Below are 20,244 nucleotides of genomic sequence, written 5' to 3'. Positions count from 1 at the left end.
GTCAAGCTGTTGGATAGGGAGCGAGCCGTATGGCGTCCTCGGGACAGGCCTGCACGCACGACTGGCAGGCATGGCAGGCGTCGGGGCGAAGCACATAGGCTTGCCGGTTGCCGTGCGCCCAGGCCTTGATGCTGCCGAAAAAAGAGAGCGCCGCGCGGTCGGACGGCTCCAGGGGCCTGATCTCGAACACATCGAAGGGGCAAACCTCGACACATCCCCCCTTGGCTTCGCAACGATTGCGGTCAATCACCGGCGCAACGCGCCCAGGCTCGCCCTTGCAGTTGATGTTGGTGTCTGCTGGCATGGCCATCAACTGCTTGTTCATGTCCCCGACACCCATTTCTGCAAGGCCAGCGTGAGCACGAACGCCGCCATCGCGAGCACCGCAGGCAGCATCTGCCCGTTGCCAGCGAGCATGAGCGCGTCCAGCACCGACATGCCGGCGATCAGCGTCACGACGGCGCGCGGCACGTCGCCGCGCGCACGGCGACGCAGCAGATTCAGGGCGAAGGCCAGCACCGCCACATAGATCAGCAGCGGCAGCCAAACGAGCGGCGCCGCCACCGCCAGCGTGCCTCCGTACAGCACCGGCACGGCAAGAAAACCAAGCGGCCAGAGCGCGCCGATGCGATCCAGGTGTTCCTGCTTGGCGATATAGGTGAGCCCGATCAAATGGCATAGCAAGGCGAACGCTGCCAGGTACAGGGCAGTCGGCAGCACCGTCGCCAGGCTGAACCCAGCGGTCAGATACACCAGCACACGACACAGGCCCATCAGCAGCGGGCTCAATGGATTGCCCTTGTGATGCCTGTTGTAGAGCACGATGGCCGCGGCAAGTGCGGCGCTTGCGGCGAGCGCCCGCCAAGCGGGGACGCCGTCGGGGCCGCGGCTGGCCCAGGCCACCCCCGCCATGCCCAGCGCCAGCAGTGCGAAACCGACGACGAAGACCTGGCGCGCCGATACCTGCCCTGCCGGAATCGGGCGCTCGGGCCGATGCCTCGCGTCGAACTCCCGGTCAAAGGCATCGTTGAGGAACATCCCACCGACATAGAACATCGAAAGCGCCAGCATCAGCAGCAGGAGAAGCAGCGGCGCGCTCGAGCCGCCACCGGCCAGCATGGCCCCCACCAGGACATTGCTCCAAACCGTGGGCAGATTCGAGATACGCCCAAGCCGTAATGCAATGGTCAGATTCAAACGCCTAACTCCGTTCTTACCCAGGCGAGCTCGCGCGCCACGTCCGCGTCCACCGTGCCGCAGCGAAACGCCTCGGGCAGCACGCCCCAAGTGTAGGTCTCGACCTCCAAATGCGCCGACACCGGCCTGACGCGCTGGATCGCCAGCATGTCGCGCACAAAGGACTGCGTCGACGCAAACGGCGCCAGCCGGTCGAGGAAGATGGGCACATGAAAATGCACGCGCCATTCCAGCTCGGCCGAGGCATGCGTCAGCGAGGCAAATGCGGCCGGCAGATCGGCGAAGCGCGTGAGTCCGTCGGGTCCCTGTTGCACCACCTGGTGCAGATAGACGGGATCGTCGAAACGCCGCAGCGCCTCGAGCGCATCGGCGTCAAGCGTGGGCAGACGCAGGCCGGCGCTGATCTGCATCTTGTGCACCCGTATGCCAGCCAGCTCGAGCTGGCATATGCAGTCCGCCGGACGCTCAAACTCCACCGCGGCATGACAGAGGTCGAGGCACAAGCCCAGATGCTCGTGCAGGGCCAGCTCCGCCGCGGCCGCTTCGAGTCCGGTGAGCTGCATGGTTCGCTGCACCGCCGCGTGGCCATGAAGCTCGCGCTCGAAAAAGGCCACGGCTTCGGCGATGGTCTCCAAAAAGCAGTCCGGCTCGGGTTCGAGCGCGAGGGCGATATGCCGCCCGGTGCGCGCGCGCAAGGCCACCAGATGGGCCACATGACGCAGCAGGTGTTCGACCATCAGAACCACATCAGCAGCACCACCGAGCGCTGCCTTGTACGCCCCGGGGACGGTACTCACGCTGCCCTGCAGCTCGGCATCGGCGGGCAGCAGTGCGGCGAGCAGGTCGGCCAGCTGATTGCTGTAGCGCAGCCGCTCAGGATCCCGCCAATCCGGTTGGTACACCTCCTCCTTCACCCGGGTGCCGTGGAAGGTGCCATAGGGGAAGCCATTGATGGTGAAGACATACATGCGGCTGCGCACGAGAAAGTCCCGCAACTCGGCCAGCACGGCGGGCTCGGACAGCTCGGCGGCGGCGCGCGCCGACAGCCTCAGGCCCACGCCGAATTCGTCGTCCGGCACCAGGCGTGCGCGTACGGCCAGCACATAACGCTCAAGGTTGGCGCGCACCTCGGCCCAGGATTCGCCCGGATGGATATTGCTGCAATAGGTGAGGTGGACGCCGGCACCCAGATTCATGCGCCGTACTCCTGGCGCCGCAGCCAGGTCAAGGCGCGCAAGATTTCATCGGCATCCATTTGATGCACCTCTTCGCCGACGCCGAGCTCGCGCAGCAGCGTGATGGTGAGTTCGCCGCCCAGATGCTCGCGAAACTCCTTGAGACCGCGCAGCAGCTGCCATTGGCCGTCGGTGTCGCGGGATTCCAGCGCCGGATGCCACAGATGAAAACCGAGCCGCTTCAGCAAGGCATACACCCGGTCCTCGCCGCCCGCCGCCAGCATGCCGATCTGGACCGAGTAGCGGGCGTCCAGCGCCAGCCCGATGGCCACCGCCTCACCGTGGCGCAGTTCGTGCGCGGTGAGCGCCTCCAGCTTGTGGGCCGACCAATGCCCGTAGTCGAGTGGCCGGGCGCTGCCGGTCTCGAATGGATCGCCGCCCTGCGCGATCTGGCGCATATGCAGTTCCGCGCAGCGCCGAATCATCCGACTCATGGCCGCGGGTTCGCAGTCGCGCAAGGCGGCGGCACTGGCCTCCAGCCATTCGAAGAACATGCGGTCGCGGATCAGCGCCACCTTCACGGCCTCGGCCACGCCCGCGATCTTGTCGCGCGGCTGCAGTGTGCGCAGAAAATCGGCATCGTTCAACACCGCAAATGGCGGCGCAAAGCAGCCGAGCAGGTTCTTCACTCCGAAGGCATTGACGCCGTTCTTCACGCCCACGCCGGAGTCGTTTTGCGCCAGCACGGTGGTGGGCACGCGGATGTGGCGAATGCCACGGTGCGTGGTTGCCGCGGCGTAGCCGATCAGGTCGAGAAATGCGCCGCCACCGATGCCGACCACGAAGGCATGCCGGTCGACCCCAAGCTCCACCAGCCGGTGCTGCAGGCGGGTGAGCAGCGCCGGTTCGTTCTTGACATGCTCGCCGCCAGGCACCACCTCGGGATGGGCCAGCAGTTCCATGGCCTCGGCATGCTGGCCCGCATAACCGGCGATGTCATGGCCAAGCGACGCAAAGGAGGCGGCGACGTTGGCGTCGATGAAGACGACGAATCGATGGCGCCGCCCCGGTTCGCGCCGCAACAGCGTGTCGCGGAACACCGGGTTGTCGCGCGCGAACAGATGCTGCGTGAAGCAAACCGGGTATTCGTAGCGAACCGAGAAGGTCTGCAAATAGACCGCGGAACTATCCTCGCTGCGCATTGGCAGGCTGGTGATCTGGGCGCTCATGATCGCAGGGCTCCTGTGCCGGCTGGCGACGACGGGTCTACTTGATGGCCACGGTATCCAGCATTTGCGCGCTCTCGGGCAACTCGCCCACGCGCGGGGTCTGGCCGCGCAGCACGGTGTTGCCCTCGAACAGCGAGCGCTGGTCGACGGTGTTGGGGCCTTGCCAGTGCGACTCCAGCATCTGGCCGCTTTGCCCATAGGCGGCGAGCGCATTGCCGTAGCAGGTGGCCTGCACATGCTCGGGCGCGATACCGCGCTCGAGCATGAGTTGTGCGGTCCTGGGCACGGCGAGCGGATCGGAGACCCCCCAATCGGCGCTGGAGTCGATGAAGATGCGTTCGCTGCCGTATTGGCGCACGATCTCCACCATCCGCTCACTGCCCATCTTGGTGTTGGGATAGAGGGTGAAGCCGGCCCAGAAGCCGCGGTCGAGCACATCGCGCACGGTCTCCTCGTTGTTGTGGTCGATGACCACGCGGTTCGGCGCCAGGCCCATTTCCACGGCGACCTCCATGCTGCGGATCGTGCCCGCTCTCTTGTCGCGATGCGGGGTATGCACCATCACCAGCATGTCGAACTCGCGCGCAAGCAGCAGCTGTGCCCGGTAGTACTTGTCCTCGATGGCGGTCTGATCGTCGTAGCCGATCTCGCCCACCGCCACCACGCCCTCCTTGGCGAGGTAGCGCGGCAATATGTCCAGCACCGCCTCGGCGAGGGCCTCGTTGTTGGCCTCCTTGCTGTTGAGCCCGATGGTGCAGTAATGGCGGATGCCGAATTGCGAAGCCCGGAAGCGCTCCCATCCGACGATGCTCGACAAATAGTCGATATAGCTGCCGACATTGGTGCGCGGCTGCCCGAGCCAGAAGGCCGGTTCGATGACGGCGACGATGCCCGCGGCCTTCATGCGCTCGTAGTCGTCGGTGGTGCGCGAGGACATGTGGATGTGGGGGTCGATGAACTGCATGATGGCGTCTCCCTTCGTCAGTTGAACTCGTGGACCGATGCCCAGTCGGTGCCGCGCGCGAGCACCGCATCGCGCAGGGCGCCATGCTGCGCAAGAAGTTGGCGTGCTTGCGCGTCATCGGCGCTGCGCAAGGCAAGCACCGCGGCCGCGCGCTCGGGTGGCGTACCCAATTCGAGCACCCGCGCGAGATCCTCAAGCAGCGCGCCGGTCGCGAACGGGCCCACGCAGCGCCACAGCTCCGGACTCACCGGCCGGGCCGCCGACCAGCGCTCGTGCGCATAGTCATGCAGCATGCGCGCCAGCCCTGCATTGGCACGGGCGTCCAGGCCGACGATGGGCGCCAGCTTGCTGCCCACGAAGAGCGCCTTGAGCACCATTTGATTCCAGGCGTCGTCGGGCAACTGCTCGGCCGGATAGGGGTTGTGGTGCGCGACCGCCTCGAATACCACCTTCATATTCGTGCGCACGCCTTCGGCCGCGCGCAGGCGGTGCCGCGGTGGATCCGGATAGAGCGGCAGGCCGCGGTAGAACGCCACCAACTCGTCCAGGTCCGCGGTGGCACAGAGCTGGTCGAGGCGACGCACAAAGGTGTCGCTGTCGACCGTGGACGCGAGCAGCAGCCGGATGCGGCCGGCCTGATCGACCGTCCACGACGCGGGATTCCAGCCCGGGCGCGCCTGCTCGGCCATGGCGAGTGCCGCCGCATCCGGCGCGAGCTCGGCCTTGCCGAGCTTGCGCGCGACCAGGCTCACACAGCGAAACAGCTCGCGCTCCGTGCCGCCGTCCGCCAGGCTCGCCGCGGACTCGCGCAACCACTGCGCCGCGGCCGTATCCAGGCGCCGCTCCAAGCAATGCTGCAAAACCGCTTCACCAGGACTCATGCCTCGCCTCCCGTTTGCTTGCCGCGCGCCAATTGCTCATGCCGCGCCCGAAAACACATGGTCGAGCAGCAGTTGCTTCACCGCCGCGGCGGGCACCGGCCCCGGCGCCTGCAGCAGCTCGGGCGCGCTGCTGATGAACAGCGGGCCGTCCTGCGCCCGATCGGTGGGGCGACCATGCGATCCCCGCACCACCGTCGCGTCGAGCCCGATGACATCCATCAGATAGCGCATGCCGATCGCCTTGCGCGCCAGGCGCGACGCCACGGTCAGTCGCGGGAACCGGATGCGGCGGTCGATGAACAGCTCGACAGGGTCGTAGCCGGGCTTGCGGTGGATGTCCACGGTGCGCGCGAAGTCCGGCGCGCGGGCGTCGTCCATGAAGTGGTAGTAGGTGAACCAGCTGTCTGCCTTGGCAACGGCGACCAGCTCGCCCGAGCGTGCATGGTCCAGTCCCGCCGCTCGTTGGCCGCTTGCGTCCAGCACCGTTTCCACGCCATCCAGCGCCGCCAGACACTCTGCCACGGCGGGCAGCAGCTCCGGGCGCGCCACATACACATGCGCGAGCTGGTGATCCGCCACCGCGAATGCATCGCTGGCCCCCGCGTCGAGTTGCTCGCGCCCCTGCTCGATCCGCACCTTGAGCCAGCCCGCCTCGCGCAGGGCCCGATTGATATGCACCGGGCGTGACACCTCGGTGATCCCGTACTCGGACAGCACCACCACATGGGCGCCAAGCGCGCGGGCCTTTTCGAGCAGCGGCTCGCAAAGCGCGTCGACGGCAGCCACCTGCGCGGGGATGTCCGGATGATTGGGGCCCAAGCGCTGCAGGTCGTAGTCCAGGTGCGGCAGATAGACGAGCGTGAGCGTCGGCCGTTGGCGCTCCAGAACATGCAGCGCGCTGCGCGCGATCCATCGGCTCGATTCGATGTCGGCGCCCGGTCCCCAGAAGCGAAACAACGGGAACTGGCCCAGGGCGCCCTGCAGTTCGTCGCGCAGCTCGCTTGGGTAGGTGTGAATGTCCGGCAACTTGCGGCCGTCCGCCAGGTACATGGGCCGCGGCGTGACCGCGAAGTCGACGCTCGCGTACATGTTGTACCACCAGAACAACTGGGCGCAGGTGAAGGCGGGGTCGCGCCGCTTCGCCGCCTCCCAGACCTTCTCGCCCCCCACGAGGCGGTTCGATTGGCGCCACAGCCAAACCTCGGACAGCTCGCGGAAGTACCAGCCATTGGCCACGATGCCATGATCCCGCGGCGCCAAACCGGTGAGCATGGTCGACTGGACCGTGGTGGTGACGGCTGGCAGGACGGTGGTGAGCGGGCGCATCGCCCCTGCATCCGCCAGCGCCTGCAGCCGCGGTGCATGCTGCAGCAAGGTGGGCGTCAGGCCCACGACGTTGAGCACCAGGGTCGGCGTCATGCCGCGCGCGGCTTGCCTGCCGCAGCACCAGTCCCGCACCGGCAAGCAGCACCGCCGGGCGCCGATCGGGCCTTCGGGTACTGCCGGGTGCAAGCTGAAGCTGCATATTCCTCGACCAGTTGCGTCGCGCCGCGCTGGTTCGGCGCAGCAGCGTTGGATGCTTGGTGCAATTGCGTACTCCCGTCGCCGCGACGCCCCCCCGGCGGACCCGTGTAGGGCATCTGCCATTGCAGTGTAGCGGGCGATTCGGGCTTGGCGAACCTGCAGGTCGGGGGGGGCAAGAGGCGGCCCCAACGGCCGCGTGGATGCAGCGTCGCGCCACAAATTCACGGGTTTACCCGAAGTGACCTTGGCCTGGGTCAAGAGGCTTCCAGGCCGGCACACCAAGAATCACAGACTGTTTCTGCCGCAATGCCGGCATGTCCGCGATTTCCCGATGAGGCCCCCATGTCTTCGTTCATGCACCAGCTGAGCCTGGCTCGAAAATTCCTGTTGCTCGGCATCGTCGCCCTGGTGATGATCATCCTGCCGACCCTGCTGTATCTGAAGCAGAGCTCGGCCGAGATTGCCACCGCCCAACTGGAAGCACGCGGGGCCGCGCCGGTGATGGCGCTGCAGCAGGTGATACGCATGACGCAGCAACACCGTGGCCTCTCGGCCAGCATGCTGGCCGGCAATGAGACGCTGGCGGCCAAGCGGCCGCAGACCGCCGAAGCACTGAGCAAGGCCTATGCCCTGCTGGAATCCAGCCTGCAAGCAGCGGGCGCATCGGCATCGCTGCAGGCGGCCACGGCCGAACGCAAGCGCGGCTTCGCCGCTCTGGAGCAGGCGGTGGCCGGGCGCACGCTCAAGGCCGCCGAGAGTTCGGGCCAGCACACCCAACTGATCGAACAGCTGATGGCGCTGGGCGACGGCATGCTGGATGAATTTGCGCTCAGCCTGGAGGCCAAGCCCGAGCTCTACGCGCTGGTGATGGCCAGCTTTGTGCAAGCACCCGGCCTCACCGAGCGGCTGGGCCTGTTGCGCGCCCAGGGCAGCATGTACCTGAGCGCCGGCAGCGTGCCGCCCGAAGGCAAGCTGGCCCTGCATGCGCTGCAGCTGCGCGCCCAGGAATACTTGAGCACCCAGTTTGTCGAGCTGAGCAAGGCGACCAAGGGCAGCCCCGAGCTGAAGACCGCCCTCGCCAGCAAGGCCGAGGCCCTGAAGGCCCAGGTCAGCAAGACCCTGAGCCTGGCCAGGCAGGAGGTGATCGACGCCAGTGAGCTGAAGCTCGCCGCCCCCGAGTACTTCCAGAACCTCACCGACACGATCGACGCGGTCTACGCCTTCAATGCCCAGGCCTGCGAGCTGCTCACCCAGCAGCTGGAGCAGCGCGCCAGCGGCCTGCAGCGCGCCCGTCTGCTCATCCTGCTGGCGCTGAGCCTGCTGATGGCCGCCTCGGTGGCGCTGTCGGTGGCGATCGTGCGCAGCATCACGCTGCCGATCAAGGAGGCGGTGCAGGTGGCGCGCGCCGCGGCGGTGGGCGACCTCAGCGTGGCGGTAAGAGTGCGCGGCAGCAACGAGATCGGCCAGCTGATGCAGGCGCTGGCCGACATGAACGCGCAGCTGAGCCATATCGTCGGCAAGGTGCGCCAGAGCGCCGACAGCGTGGCCACCGCCTCGCACCAGATCGCCCAGGGCAACAACGACCTCTCCAGCCGCACCGAACAGGAGGCCAGCGCGCTGGAGCAGACCGCCGCAGCGATGGAGCAGCTGGGCGCCACCGTCAAGCAGAACGCCGACAACGCCAAGGAGGCGAATCAGCTGGCCCACGAAGCCTCGACCGTGGCGGTGGCTGGCGGCAGCGTGGTGAGCCAGGTAGTGGACACCATGCGCGACATCAACGACAGCAGCAAGCAGATCTCCGACATCATCGGCACCATCGACAGCATCGCCTTCCAGACCAATATCCTCGCCTTGAATGCCGCGGTGGAAGCCGCGCGCGCCGGCGAGCAGGGGCGCGGTTTCGCGGTGGTGGCCAGCGAGGTGCGCAGCCTGGCGCAGCGCAGCGCGCAGGCGGCCAAGGAGATCAAGAGCCTGATCTCGGCCAGCGTCGAACGGGTGGAACAAGGCACGCTGCTGGTGGACCGGGCCGGCAGCACCATGACCGAGGTGGTGGCCTCCATCAAGCGCGTTTCCGAGATCGTCGCGGCCATCAGCACCGCCAGCGCCGAACAGAGCACCGGCGTCTCGCAGGTGGGCGAGGCCGTCAGCCAGATGGACCGAACCACCCAGGAGAACGCCGCACTGGTCGAGGAAAGCGCCGCAGCGGCGGAGAGCCTGCAGAACCAGGCCCAGGAACTTGTAGGCGCAGCGGCCGTGTTCAAGCTGGCCGCCTGAGCGTCCTAGGTGCCGATCTCGCCCTTCAGCGCATTGACGTGGTTCATCAGCTGCATGGCCAGCTTGGGATCGCGGCGTATGCGCGCCCTGATCTTCAGGTAGGCGGGTATCGGTTTGGGGCTGCTGGTAACGACAATCACCGGCACGTCCTTGTTGCAACGGCCGGATTCGCGCACGGCAGCGGTCAGCGCCAGGGCGTTGAGATCAGGCAACTCGCGCGAGGCCACCAGCAGGTCGAAGGGTTCGTGCAGCAGCCGCTCCAGCGCCGACACGCCGGTGTCGAGCACGACCAGATGCACCGAAGGTCGGCTGGCGAAGATCTGCTGGTAGAGGCGGCGCATGGCGGCCGAACCCTCCACCGCCAGCACCGAGAAGCGCCCGCCCATATTGCGCGCGCGCAGCTGCTCCAGCACTTGCTCTATGCCTGCCACGCCGACGCTGTCACGCCCCTCCGGCGCTATCGTCCTGCGCAGCAGGTCGACATAGCGCAGCGCAATGCCGGACTCGGCCTGCCTGAAGTCCGCATGGGCCAGGCTCAGAAAGGTTTCGAACTGGTGGCAGATCGTGCTGATCACCGTCACGCCGAACATGCCACCGGAGCCCTTCAGGCTATGCACCTGCCGATACAGCTCGTCGAACGCGCTGGCCTCGCCGCGCTCCAGCGCCAACACCTGGGATTCCAGCTGCGCGCAGCGCTCGGGCAGTTCATCGATGAAACCGGCCTGCAAAACGGCCAGGATCGACGCAAAGTCGCGGCTCATTGACGGGCCTCTCCGCTATCCGTACCAGATACGCGATTGCGCCCGCCATGCTTGGCACGGTAGAGCGCCGCATCGGCGGCGGCGAGCAGCTCCTGTGCCTGGGTGGCAGACGCCGAAGACACCACGCCTGCGCTGAGTGTCGCGCCAAACGTCTCATCGCGGCAGGCAAAGCGGACGTTGCCGAAGGCCATGCGAATGTCCTCGATCAGCGCGAGGGCGTCGCTCTCACTGCACTCGGGAAGGATGGCCAGGAATTCCTCGCCCCCGTAACGGCCCACGCTGTCTTGCCGGCGCAGACGGTGGCGCAGCAGATGGCCCAGCGTCATGATGACCTGGTCGCCCGTCGGATGGCCCCAGCGGTCGTTGACACTCTTGAAAAAGTCAATGTCGGCCATGACGACGGAGACCGGCTTGCCCGAACGCAGCGCGCGCTCCAGCTCGTGGCTCAGCCTGTCCTTGATGCTGCCGTGCTTGAGCAGGCCGGTCAGGCTGTCCTGACTCATCAGCTCGGCCAGGCGGCGCGCGCGCGCGGTGCGTGCGCGCACGCCGGCAACCAGCTGCATGTCCGAGATGGGCTTGACCAGGAAGTCGTCGGCAATCGTGCCCATCGCCTTCATCTGCAGGTTCAGGTCGGCCTCGGCCGACAGGAAGACGATGGGCAGGCCCTGCCAGTGCTCGTCGTAGCGGATCGCCTGCGCCAGTTCCGCGCCGCTGAAGTCGGGCATATAGAGGTCCATCAGCAGCACATCGGGACGCAGCCGCTCAAGCGCCGCCGGCACGTCGAGCGGGTTGCTGAGCCACTCGGCCAGCATGCCCGCCCGGCTGAGCACCAGCCGGTAATGCTCGGCCAGCTCCACATCGTCATCGACAATCAGCACCCGGCAAGGCGGGCGGTCGCGCTCGCGCAGCAGGCGTTCGACGCTGGCAGCGAGCGTCGGGGCATCGATGGGCAGCGGCAGCAACTCGTCGCCACCGGCATGCGCCGCCCCCAGCTTGGCGGCAAACGAGGCCTCCGCGGCCATCAGCACGACGGGGGCACGGCTCCCAGGGCCTTCGTCGCGCAGCAGCGCGATCAGCCGCGCCGCCGCAGGGCCCTGCTCCAGCAGCACGACATCGGGACGTGCCCCCGCCAGCAGGGCGGATTCGGCAGCGGCTGCATCGGCAAAGGGCAGCAAGGCATAACCAAACTGGCTCAGCCCATCGCCGAGACTGGCGCGCAGCGCCGCATCGGCATGCATCAACAGCAGACGTACCTTGTCGTCCGCGTCCGGCGCTGCGCCGCCGCCGCGACGACCGTCAGGCAGCGGCGCGGCAGCGTCCTGCACCCCTATGCTCCGGTCCAGCGCGCTCAGGCCCTGGCGGAACGCCAGCCAGTCGGCCGGCGCGATGCGCGGATGCATCCAGGCATGGAGCTGCTGAGCCAGGAGCGAGGCCTGCGCCGACAATTCGGCAAAGCCGAAGGTGCCCCCCGCCCCCGCCAGCCGATGCAGGCGCGCATGCAGTTGCTCGAGGACCAGTGACGCCGCTGGCTCGCCCTCCGCCAGCTCACGGATTTCGCGCAAGGTCTGCTGCAGGTTCAGCGCAAACTGCGCGCGCAAGGCCGCCAGCTGTTCCTCGATGCTCGCGGGCGTCATGCCTGGCTCAGTCATGGGCGGCCTTCCAGCAGGCGCGCACCTGCTCCGACAGCAGCATCGGGTTGAAGGGCTTGGCAATCACGTCCAGGGCGCCCAAGGCCTTGTACTCCTCGATCTCGGCGCCCTGCACCTTGGCCGTCAGAAACACCACCGGGATCGCCGCGGTGCGTGGGTTCGCGCGCAGGTGGGCAAGCGTGGTCGGCCCGTCCATGCCGGGCATCATCACATCCAGCAGGATCAGTTGTGGCGCGAAATCGGCCACACGTTCAAGTGCCTCTGCGCCGTTGCCGCAGATCAGCACCTCGAACTTGCCGACCATTTCCAGCGCCAGCTTCGCGACGGCCTGGATGTCCGGCTCGTCCTCGGCGTAGAGGATCCTCTTCAATTCCATCAGCATCTTCCTTCGATTCAATTCGTGGTCCGGCGCTCCATGGCGCGCAGCACCGCCCGGATCAAGCGCTGCTCATCGATGGGCTTGGAAATCCAATCGACGGGCGCCAACTCCCGATTCAGGCTGTGCCGACCATCTGCGGTGTGGGCCGACACCACCACCACGGGCAGGTTGACAAGGCCGGGCAGGTCACGGATATGGCGCATCAGCACCAGACCGCTCTGGTCCGGCAGCAGCAGGTCCAGGGTCATGGCCGCATAGCGCGACTGTTGCAGTGCCTCGATTGCCTGCAGCGCCGTGCCGGCCACGTCCGCGGCCATGCCGGCGCGGTTGAGCATCAGGACGATCAACTGGGCGATGTCGTGATCGTCCTCCACCACCAGCACCCTGGGTGCATCGGCCGGTGCTGCGTCGACGATGGCGGGAAAGTCGCGCGCGGCCTGCACGATGGGCAGTTGGAAATGAAAGCGCGTACCGGCGCCAGGCGCCGAGTCGTAACCGATCAGGCCGTTCATGTGTTCGACCAAATCCTTGCAGATCGCCAGCCCGAGCCCGGTGCCGCCCTTCTGGCGCGTATCGGATGAGTCCGCCTGCGAGAACTTGTGGAAAATGCGCGAGCGAAACTGCTCCGGAATGCCCGGGCCATGGTCGCTCACCGTGACCCGCGCCGCCGCGCCGACCTGCTCGACGCCGATCTCGACCTGCGCGCCGCGAGGCGAGAACTTGGCAGCGTTGGACAGGAAGTTGACGATGACCTGTTGCAGCCGTTCCGCGTCCACGCGCACCTGCAGCTCATCTGCCCGCGCCACCACAACAAGACGCACCTCGCAGCTGCGCGCCTGCTCAGCCACGGCCTCGATGGCACGCTCGACCAAGGGCATCAGCGCCTGCACCTGCATATCGAAGCGCATTTTCCCCGAAGCCAAGCGCTCCATATCGAGCAGATCGTCGATCAGATAGCCCAGGCGCAGGCTGTTCTTGTGGGCAATCTCCAGCATCGGCAACACCGGTTCGGGCAGTGGCCCGCAGGCGCCGCCACGGACCAGCCCGAGGGCACCGCTGATCGCCGTCAGCGGCGTGCGCAACTCGTGGCTGACGGTCGAGATGAACTCGGCCTTGAGCTGGTCGAGCCGGCGCCGCTCGGTGATGTCCAACGCCGTGCCCACATAGCCCACCACCTCATGCGCGGCGTCGCGCAGCTCGGCCACCGTCAGCAGCGTCGGTACAGTCTGGCCGCCTTTGCGTCGCAGCTGCCATTCCTGCAGCGACGGGTCCGAACCCGGCTCAAGGGCGGCAATGGCCTGCCAGACACAGGCGCGTTCATCGCCCCGCCAGGCCAGCAGCGCCAATCTGGACGCCAGCTCGCCGTCCAGATGCAGGGCGTTCACGTTCAGGCGCCCCCGAACCTCCGCGGCCCGGTATCCCAGCATCCGCTCCGCCGCCGGATTGAAGCTGGTGATGAGCCCTTCCCGGTTCGTTGCAATCACCGGTGCCGGCGTGTTGTCAAGAACGCTCTCAAGAAAACAGGCCTTGCGAGCCTGTTCCTGCTGCGCTGCCGACAACAAGGCCTGGTCTGCCGGGACCGGCTCGCCGGTCGGAGGCGGGCTTGCGTCCGGCTTCAAAATGTTTCCCATGCGGCATCATCTCCCGCGACGGCCACGTGCGCCAGTGGTTTCACCGCTGCCGTTGGCCTAGTTGGCACCTTGGCTGCCTGCACCTGGCGGGGCGCTCGATCGCTCTCCTGGATGCGGAAGGCCGACGCCAACTGCGGACCAGCGCCCCAGCACCCGATGGCTGCGGCGGCCAATCAGGCTGTGGATCAGCAGGAACTCGTCGGCGCGCCAGCGCAGCGGCGCAATCGGCTGCGGGGCGAGCGCATGGTCGTCATAGCCCAGCGTGAGATGGGGTGTAAAACCGCCTGCGGCGGGCGCCAGGCCGATGGCGATCAGGGCCTGGTCCAGCTCGGCCTGGAAAGCCCGCAGCGGCGCCAGGGACTCGCCGGCCAGCAAGACCAGCGGGAAGTTGCGGTGCCGCCGTTGCGTGAAGCTCTGCAGCCGGTCCAGCGCCAGTTCCAGCGCCGGCATGTGCAGCAGGCCAGCCTGGGCGCACAGGGCCTCGACCAGCGCCAGCGGCAGGCCCGAGAAATCGCCCACCATGCGCAGCGTGAGATGGAAATGCTCGGGCCGGCTGGCCCGGCCACGCAGGCCATGCTCGGCGCGCAAGGCCTGCTGCAGCGCGGCGATGCGCTCGCAGGTCGCGGCGTCGGGGCGCAGCGCGAAGAACAGGCGGTCGGTGGGATGTGGCTTGCCGTCATCCATCACCGGCCTCGCGTCCCCCTAAGCCCTCACTCCCATTCGATGGTGGCAGGCGGCTTGCTGGAGACGTCGTAGGTGACGCGGTTGATGCCGCGCACCTCGTTGATGATGCGCCCCGAGGTGCGCTTCAGCAGGCTGTAGGGCAGCTCGGCCCAGTCGGCGGTCATGAAATCGCTGGTCTGCACGGCGCGCAGCGCCACCACATAGTCGTAGGTGCGGCCGTCGCCCATCACGCCCACGCTCTTCACCGGCAAGAACACGGTGAAGGCCTGGCTGGTCAGCTCGTACCACGTCTTGCCCGTCGCTTCGTCGCGGGTGTTGCGCAGTTCCTCGATGAAGATCGCGTCGGCACGGCGCAGCAGGTCGGCGTAGTCCTTCTTGACCTCGCCGAGGATGCGCACGCCCAGGCCCGGGCCCGGGAAGGGATGGCGGTACACCATATCGTGCGGCAGGCCCAGGGCCTCGCCGAGCTCGCGCACCTCGTCCTTGAAGAGCTCGCGCAGCGGCTCCAGGAGCTTCAGGCCGAGCTGCTCGGGCAGGCCGCCCACATTGTGGTGGCTCTTGATGGTGACGGCCTTCTTGGTCTTGGTGCCGCCGCTCTCCACCACATCGGGGTAGATGGTGCCCTGGGCCAGGAAGGTCGCGCCCTTATGACCTTGGTCGCCCGCTTTGAGCTTGGCGGCCTCGGCCTTGAACACATCGACGAACAGGCCGCCGATGATCTTGCGCTTTTGCTCGGGGTCGCTCACACCGGCCAACTTGCCCAGGAAGAGCTCGCTGGCATCCACACGTATGACCTTGGCATGCAGCTTGCCCGCGAACATGTCCATCACCATATCGCCCTCGTTCAGGCGCAGCAGGCCATGGTCCACGAACACGCAGGTGAGCTGGTCGCCGATGGCGCGGTGGATCAGGGCCGCGGCCACCGAGGAGTCCACGCCGCCCGACAGGCCCAGGATGACCTCTTCGTCGCCGACCTGCTCGCGTATCCGGGCCACCGCCTCGTCGATATAGCCGGTCATCACCCAGTCGCCCTTGCAGCCGGCGATGTCGCGCACAAAGCGCGTCAGCATGGCCTGGCCCTGCAGGGTGTGAGTCACCTCGGGGTGGAACTGCACCGCGTAATAGCCCTTCTCCTCGTTCGCCATGGCGGCGATCGGGCAGCTGGGCGTGGAGGCCATCAGCTTGAAGCCCGGCGGCAGCGCGGCGACCTTGTCGCCATGGCTCATCCAGACCTTGAGCATGCCGTGGCCCTCGGCCGTGGCGAAATCCTCGATGCCATCCAGCAGCTTGGTGTGACCATGGGCGCGCACCTCGGCGTAGCCGAATTCGCGGTGGTCGCTCCATTCGACCTGGCCGCCCAGTTGCACGGCCATGGTCTGCATGCCGTAGCAGATGCCCAGCACCGGCACGCCCAGCTCCCACACCGCCTGCGGCGCACGCAGCTCGTGGTCTTCGTAGGTGGAGGCATGGCTGCCCGAGAGAATGATGGCCTTGGGTGCGAAGGCGCGGATGAATTCATCCGTCACATCGTTGGGATGGATTTCGCAGAACACATGGGCCTCGCGCACGCGGCGCGCGATCAGCTGGGTGACCTGGGAACCGAAATCGAGGATCAGGATCTTGTCATGCATGGCGTGGCAACTCTCAAGGCTTGGTAACTGACGCGGGCGCGGCGGCGGCGTTGGCCGCAGGGCCCGACACATGCACGCGGTGGAAGTGCCGCCATGCGAAGAAGAGCGCGCAGGCTTGCAGCAGCGCGCAGAAGTAGAAGGGGGCGCCGATGCGCCAGTCGCCCTTGGGCAGCTCGGACACCAGGCCCAGCAGGCCCGCGCCAATGACGGGCGCGAACACCGCCATCAGGCTGTTCAACGAGGCCACCGCGCCCATGGTCTGACCCTGGGTCCTGGCATCGGCGGCGTTGGAGATCATGCCCTGGATGGCGGCGCTGGCGGCAAAGCCCAACAGATTGCAGGCGATCACCGCATACATCATCCAGCCCTCGCTGGCCGCGCCCCAACCGGCAAAGGCCAGCACCGAGGAGATCAGGCCCAGCATGGCGAGGCGCTCGGACGAAAACAGCTTCAGCAGCCTGGTGAGCAGAAAGCCCTGCACCAGCACCGACATCACGCCCACCGCAAACATCGACCACCCGTTTTCCTTGGGGCCCCAGCCGAACTTGAAGCTGGTGTAGAGCACCCAGCTGCTGTGCAGGATGAACTGCGCCAGTGCCGACAGGCCGATCACATAGACCAGCGGGCCCACGCCCTTGAGCGAGGCCAGCTTTTTCAGCGAGGCCACCGGATTGGCCTGGCGCCAGCTGAAGGGCCGGCGGCTCTCGGGCTTGAGCGACTCGGGCAGCACGAAGAAGCCGTAGAGCCAATTCGTCAGCGCCAAGCAGCCCGCCACCACAAAGGGCAGGTGCAGATTGATGGCACCCAGCAGGCCGCCCATCACCGGGCCCAGGATGAAGCCCAGGCCGAAGGCCGCGCCCAGCATGCCGAAGCGCTTGGCGCGCTCCTCGGGGGCCGAGATGTCGGCCACATAGGCATTCGCCACCGCGGCATTGCTCTGCATCGCGCCACTGACCAGGCGCACCGCGATCAGCATCCACAGCGCGGTGGCCATGGCGGTGACGAAGAAGCTCAGCGCCAGGCCGCAAAAGCCGATCAGGAGCACCGGCCGGCGGCCGTAGCGGTCGGACAGCGCGCCCAGGATGGGCGAGCCCAGGAAGTTAGCAAAACCGAAGGCAAAGGCCACCACGCCGTACCAGAAGGCATGGTCGGCCTGCGAGCCGGTGAAGGTGCCCACCAGCGGCGGCAGCACCGGGATGATGAGGCCGATGGCGATCATGTCGATCAGCACCGTGACCATGATGAAGCCCATGCCGGCGGCGCGCTTCGCGGGTTGGCCGGCTGCTGCGGAGTCACTCACTGCGTTGATTTCCTTAAGTGAGGAACGGGGCACAAGGCCCCGTTCGTCAAGCCGCTAACGCTTATTCAGAGCGGTAGTTGGGCGCTTCCTTGGTGATCTGCACGTCGTGCACATGGCTTTCGCGCATGCCCGCCGAGGTGATCTCCACGAACTCGGCCTTGTTCTGCATATCGGCGATGGTGGCGCAACCGCAGTAATGCATCGAGGCCTTCAGTCCCCCGGCCATCTGGAAGATGACCTGCACCACCGAGCCCTTGTAGGGCACCTGGCCCTCGATGCCCTCGGGCACCAGCTTGGAGGTGTTGGGGTTGTTGGCCGAGGTGTCCTGGAAGTAGCGATCCGCCGAACCCTTGGCCATCGCACCCATCGAGCCCATGCCGCGGTAGCTCTTGTAGCTGCGGCCCTGGTAGAGGATCAGGTCGCCAGGCGCTTCCTCGGTGCCGGCGAAGGCACCGCCCATCATCACGCAGTCGGCGCCCGCGGCGATGGCCTTGGCCAGGTCGCCCGAGAAGCGCACACCGCCGTCGGCGATCACCGGCACACCGGTGCCGCGCAAGGCGGTGGCCACATTGTCGATGGCGGTGATCTGGGGCACGCCCACACCGGCGACGATGCGGGTGGTGCAGATCGAACCCGGGCCGATGCCGACCTTGACGCCATCGGCGCCGGCCTCCACCAGGGCCAGGGCGGCCGCGCCGGTGGCGATATTGCCGCCGATCACGTCCACGCCGGGGAAGTTCTGCTTCACCCAGCGCACCCGCTCCAGCACGCCGGCGCTATGGCCATGGGCGGTGTCGACGATCAGTGCGTCCACGCCGGCCTTCACCAGCATGGTCACGCGCTCTTCGGTATCGTCACCAAAGCCCACCGCGGCGCCCACGCGCAGCTTGCCCTGGGCATCGCGCGCAGCATTCGGGAAGCTGGTCTGCTTGGTGATGTCCTTCACCGTCATCAGGCCGCGCAGCTCGAAGGCGTCGTTGACGACCACCACGCGCTCCAGCTTGTGCTTGTGCATCAAGGCCTTGGCCTCTTCAAGCGAAGCGCCCTCCTTGACGGTGACGAGACGCTCGGCCGGCGTCATGATCTCGCGCACCGCGACATCCATGCGCGTCTCGAAGCGCAGATCGCGGCCGGTGACGATGCCCACCACCTTCTTGCCATCCAGCACCGGGAAGCCCGACACGCCATGCTGCTGCTGCAGCTCCACCACCTCGCGCACGGTGGCGCTGGGAGTGATGGTGAAGGGTTCGCGCACCACGCCCGATTCGTAGCGCTTCACGCGCGCCACTTCCCGGGCCTGTTGCTCGGCCGAGAGGTTTTTGTGGACGATACCGATGCCGCCCTCTTGCGCGATGGCGATGGCCAGACGCGCCTCGGTGACCGTGTCCATGGCGGCGGACACGAGCGGCAGGTTCAGTTGGATATTGCGCGACAGACGGGTCGCAAGACTGGTGTCGCGAGGCAACACCTGGGAGAACGCTGGCACCAACAACACATCATCGAAGGTGAGCGCTTTTCCTAGAAGGCGCATGAGGGAAGCTCCAGACGCAAAGCGGCATTATACGGAGTTCCGCGCCGGGCGTCCGGCGCTACACTGAAGCCCTCCTCTCGCACCCGATGGCGCCCATGTCCGCACCGCGTATTGCCAACCCGCCGGCCGGGTTCCGCCGCCTCATCGTCTGCCTGGCCCTGCTGGCCCTGGCGGGCACGGCACAGGCACAGTGGAAGTGGCGCGATGCCGCGGGCAATGTGCAGTACAGCGACCTGCCCCCGCCGGCCGGCGTGGCGGAAAAAGACATCCTGCAGCGCCCGCCCAATCAGCGCCCGCGCATCGTCGTGACGGCAGTGGGCGCAAATGCCGCCAGCGCCCCCGCGGCCGCGGCAAGCACCGCCGCAAGACCTGACCCTGACGTTTCCTCGCGCAAGAAGCTGGAGCTGGAGCAGACCGCGCAGCGCGCCGAGGAGGAGCGCAAGATCAAGGCCCAGAAAGCCGAGAACTGCAAAACCGCGCAGGACCAGCTGCGCCTGCTCGAGGACGGGGTGCGCATCAGCCGCAAGGACGAGCGTGGCGAACGCGTGTATCTGGACGACCAGCAGCGCGCCACCGAGGCCAAGCGCGCGCGCGCCGTCATTGCGGTTGATTGCCCGCGCTGACGATCAGCGCGAGTTCAACGCGCGATCAACGCGAAGTCTTGCCTGCCAGCGGCCGATGCCGCGAGACGATGCGCTCGCCCTTGGCGCGATAGCGTTCACGCCGCGCCTCCTTGGGGTCCACGGTGAGCGGGCGGTAGATCTCGATGCGGTCGCGCGGACGCAGCAGCGTGTCCAGCCCCTGCAGCCGACCCCAGACGCCGACCTTTTGCCCCGGCGCCAGGCCGGGAAAGTCCGGGCAGGCGCTCAGGGCCTGAGCCACGGTGCTGCCCGCCGCGAGCCGCAGCAAGCGGTGGCACACCTCGCCGCGCGCCGGGCTCCAGACCAACTCCACAGTGAAGCCATCGTCAGCGTGGCCCATAGACCGCCTCGGCACGCTGCACAAAGCTGTCGACAAAGGTGTTGGCGATGCGGTCGAACACCGGGCTCACCACCGCCTCCAACGCCAGGCTGGAGAAGGCATAGCTGAGCTCGAACTCGATCTTGCACGCCAGTTGCTCGCCCTCGCCGCCCGGCTTGCCCAGGGGCAGAAAGCTCCACACCCCGTCCAGCGAGGAGAACGGCCCGTCGACCAGGCTCATCTGCACGCGATGCGGTGCCTCGTGAGTGTTGCGGGTGGTGAAGGCATGGCGCACCCCGGCATAGGCCAGGGCCAGGCGAGCGGTCATGCCGGCCTCATGTTCGTCGCTGACCTCGGCGCGTTCGCACCAGGGCAGAAACTCCGGATAGCGGGTGACGGCCGTCACCAACTCGTACATCTCGCGCGGCGAGTACCAGAGCAGAACGGATTTCTTGACGTGCTTCATACAATGGC

At 67.1% G+C, this 20,244-nt stretch carries 19 protein-coding genes; 2 read left to right on the top strand and 17 right to left on the bottom strand.

Going from position 1 to position 20,244, the window contains the following annotated elements; all coding sequences use genetic code 11:
* Position 1: 1 nt before the first annotated feature.
* The 7 genes from WG898_RS05895 to WG898_RS05865 are packed head-to-tail and all read right to left on the bottom strand — an operon-like array spanning position 2 to position 6,865.
* Positions 2-325: a 4Fe-4S dicluster domain-containing protein gene (locus tag WG898_RS05895; RefSeq protein ID WP_339601833.1), complete on the bottom strand. Its 324-nt coding sequence runs from the start codon at positions 323-325 to the stop codon at positions 2-4.
* Positions 322-1,197, bottom strand: a complete 876-nt coding sequence (locus tag WG898_RS05890) for a UbiA family prenyltransferase (protein WP_339601832.1) — start codon at positions 1,195-1,197, stop codon at positions 322-324. Before WG898_RS05890 ends, WG898_RS05895 begins: the two co-directional genes overlap by 4 nt.
* Positions 1,194-2,393: a metabolite traffic protein EboE gene (gene eboE / locus WG898_RS05885; protein ID WP_339601831.1), complete on the bottom strand. Its 1,200-nt coding sequence runs from the start codon at positions 2,391-2,393 to the stop codon at positions 1,194-1,196. The genes WG898_RS05890 and eboE overlap by 4 nt, the downstream gene beginning before the upstream one ends.
* Positions 2,390-3,601, bottom strand: a complete 1,212-nt coding sequence (locus WG898_RS05880; protein WP_339601830.1) for a 3-dehydroquinate synthase — start codon at positions 3,599-3,601, stop codon at positions 2,390-2,392. The genes eboE and WG898_RS05880 overlap by 4 nt, the downstream gene beginning before the upstream one ends.
* A 37-nt stretch (positions 3,602-3,638) precedes the next feature.
* Positions 3,639-4,565, bottom strand: a complete 927-nt coding sequence (locus tag WG898_RS05875) for a TatD family hydrolase (protein WP_339601829.1) — start codon at positions 4,563-4,565, stop codon at positions 3,639-3,641.
* A 17-nt stretch (positions 4,566-4,582) separates the two neighbouring features.
* Positions 4,583-5,446, bottom strand: a complete 864-nt coding sequence (locus WG898_RS05870) for an EboA domain-containing protein (protein WP_339601828.1) — start codon at positions 5,444-5,446, stop codon at positions 4,583-4,585.
* 36 nt (positions 5,447-5,482) lie between these two features.
* Positions 5,483-6,865, bottom strand: coding sequence for an alkaline phosphatase family protein (locus WG898_RS05865; protein ID WP_339601827.1), 1,383 nt, complete (start codon positions 6,863-6,865; stop codon positions 5,483-5,485).
* A 447-nt stretch (positions 6,866-7,312) separates the two neighbouring features.
* Here WG898_RS05865 and WG898_RS05860 point away from each other — a divergent pair, with 447 nt between their 5' ends.
* Positions 7,313-9,244 (top strand): methyl-accepting chemotaxis protein, encoded by a 1,932-nt coding sequence (locus WG898_RS05860; RefSeq protein ID WP_339601826.1) that lies wholly within the window; start codon positions 7,313-7,315, stop codon positions 9,242-9,244.
* 5 nt (positions 9,245-9,249) lie between these two features.
* Here the strand turns inward: WG898_RS05860 and WG898_RS05855 are convergent, their stop codons facing one another.
* The 8 genes from WG898_RS05855 to guaB all read right to left on the bottom strand — a co-directional run bounded on the left by WG898_RS05855 (position 9,250) and on the right by guaB (position 18,810).
* A complete protein-coding gene (locus tag WG898_RS05855; RefSeq protein WP_339601825.1) occupies positions 9,250-10,005 on the bottom strand; it encodes an Hpt domain-containing protein in 756 nt (251 codons plus the stop codon).
* The gene (locus tag WG898_RS05850) at positions 10,002-11,654 is read right to left on the bottom strand and encodes a diguanylate cyclase (protein ID WP_339601824.1); all 1,653 of its coding nucleotides are present in this window, start codon (positions 11,652-11,654) and stop codon (positions 10,002-10,004) included. The genes WG898_RS05855 and WG898_RS05850 overlap by 4 nt, the downstream gene beginning before the upstream one ends.
* A complete protein-coding gene (locus WG898_RS05845; RefSeq protein WP_339601823.1) occupies positions 11,647-12,030 on the bottom strand; it encodes a response regulator in 384 nt (127 codons plus the stop codon). The genes WG898_RS05850 and WG898_RS05845 overlap by 8 nt, the downstream gene beginning before the upstream one ends.
* A gap of 17 nt (positions 12,031-12,047) precedes the next feature.
* On the bottom strand, positions 12,048-13,652 hold the full coding sequence (locus WG898_RS05840; RefSeq protein ID WP_339601822.1) for a hybrid sensor histidine kinase/response regulator: 1,605 nt from the start codon (positions 13,650-13,652) through the stop codon (positions 12,048-12,050).
* A 69-nt stretch (positions 13,653-13,721) separates the two neighbouring features.
* The gene (locus WG898_RS05835; protein ID WP_339601821.1) at positions 13,722-14,348 is read right to left on the bottom strand and encodes a 2'-5' RNA ligase family protein; all 627 of its coding nucleotides are present in this window, start codon (positions 14,346-14,348) and stop codon (positions 13,722-13,724) included.
* A gap of 26 nt (positions 14,349-14,374) precedes the next feature.
* Positions 14,375-15,979 (bottom strand): glutamine-hydrolyzing GMP synthase, encoded by a 1,605-nt coding sequence (gene guaA / locus WG898_RS05830; protein WP_339601820.1) that lies wholly within the window; start codon positions 15,977-15,979, stop codon positions 14,375-14,377.
* Between the two features lie 13 nt (positions 15,980-15,992).
* Positions 15,993-17,279 (bottom strand): MFS transporter, encoded by a 1,287-nt coding sequence (locus tag WG898_RS05825; protein ID WP_339601819.1) that lies wholly within the window; start codon positions 17,277-17,279, stop codon positions 15,993-15,995.
* Positions 17,280-17,340: 61 nt separating this feature from the next.
* Positions 17,341-18,810, bottom strand: a complete 1,470-nt coding sequence (gene guaB / locus WG898_RS05820) for an IMP dehydrogenase (RefSeq protein WP_339601818.1) — start codon at positions 18,808-18,810, stop codon at positions 17,341-17,343.
* A gap of 95 nt (positions 18,811-18,905) precedes the next feature.
* Here guaB and WG898_RS05815 point away from each other — a divergent pair, with 95 nt between their 5' ends.
* A complete protein-coding gene (locus WG898_RS05815; RefSeq protein WP_339601817.1) occupies positions 18,906-19,433 on the top strand; it encodes a DUF4124 domain-containing protein in 528 nt (175 codons plus the stop codon).
* Between the two features lie 25 nt (positions 19,434-19,458).
* Here WG898_RS05815 and WG898_RS05810 read toward each other — a convergent pair whose 3' ends face one another.
* Together WG898_RS05810 and WG898_RS05805 are read right to left on the bottom strand one after the other, a co-directional pair.
* Positions 19,459-19,791, bottom strand: a complete 333-nt coding sequence (locus WG898_RS05810) for an RnfH family protein (protein ID WP_339601816.1) — start codon at positions 19,789-19,791, stop codon at positions 19,459-19,461.
* Positions 19,778-20,236, bottom strand: coding sequence for a type II toxin-antitoxin system RatA family toxin (locus tag WG898_RS05805; protein ID WP_339601815.1), 459 nt, complete (start codon positions 20,234-20,236; stop codon positions 19,778-19,780). The genes WG898_RS05810 and WG898_RS05805 overlap by 14 nt, the downstream gene beginning before the upstream one ends.
* Positions 20,237-20,244 lie beyond the last annotated feature (8 nt).

It is taken from the genome of Paucibacter soli, from assembly GCF_037482845.1.
Classification (GTDB): Bacteria; Pseudomonadota; Gammaproteobacteria; order Burkholderiales; family Burkholderiaceae_C; genus Paucibacter_B; species Paucibacter_B soli.
Note: the sequence above shows the minus strand (reverse complement) of the source record. Positions and strands in the feature narration are given on the sequence as shown.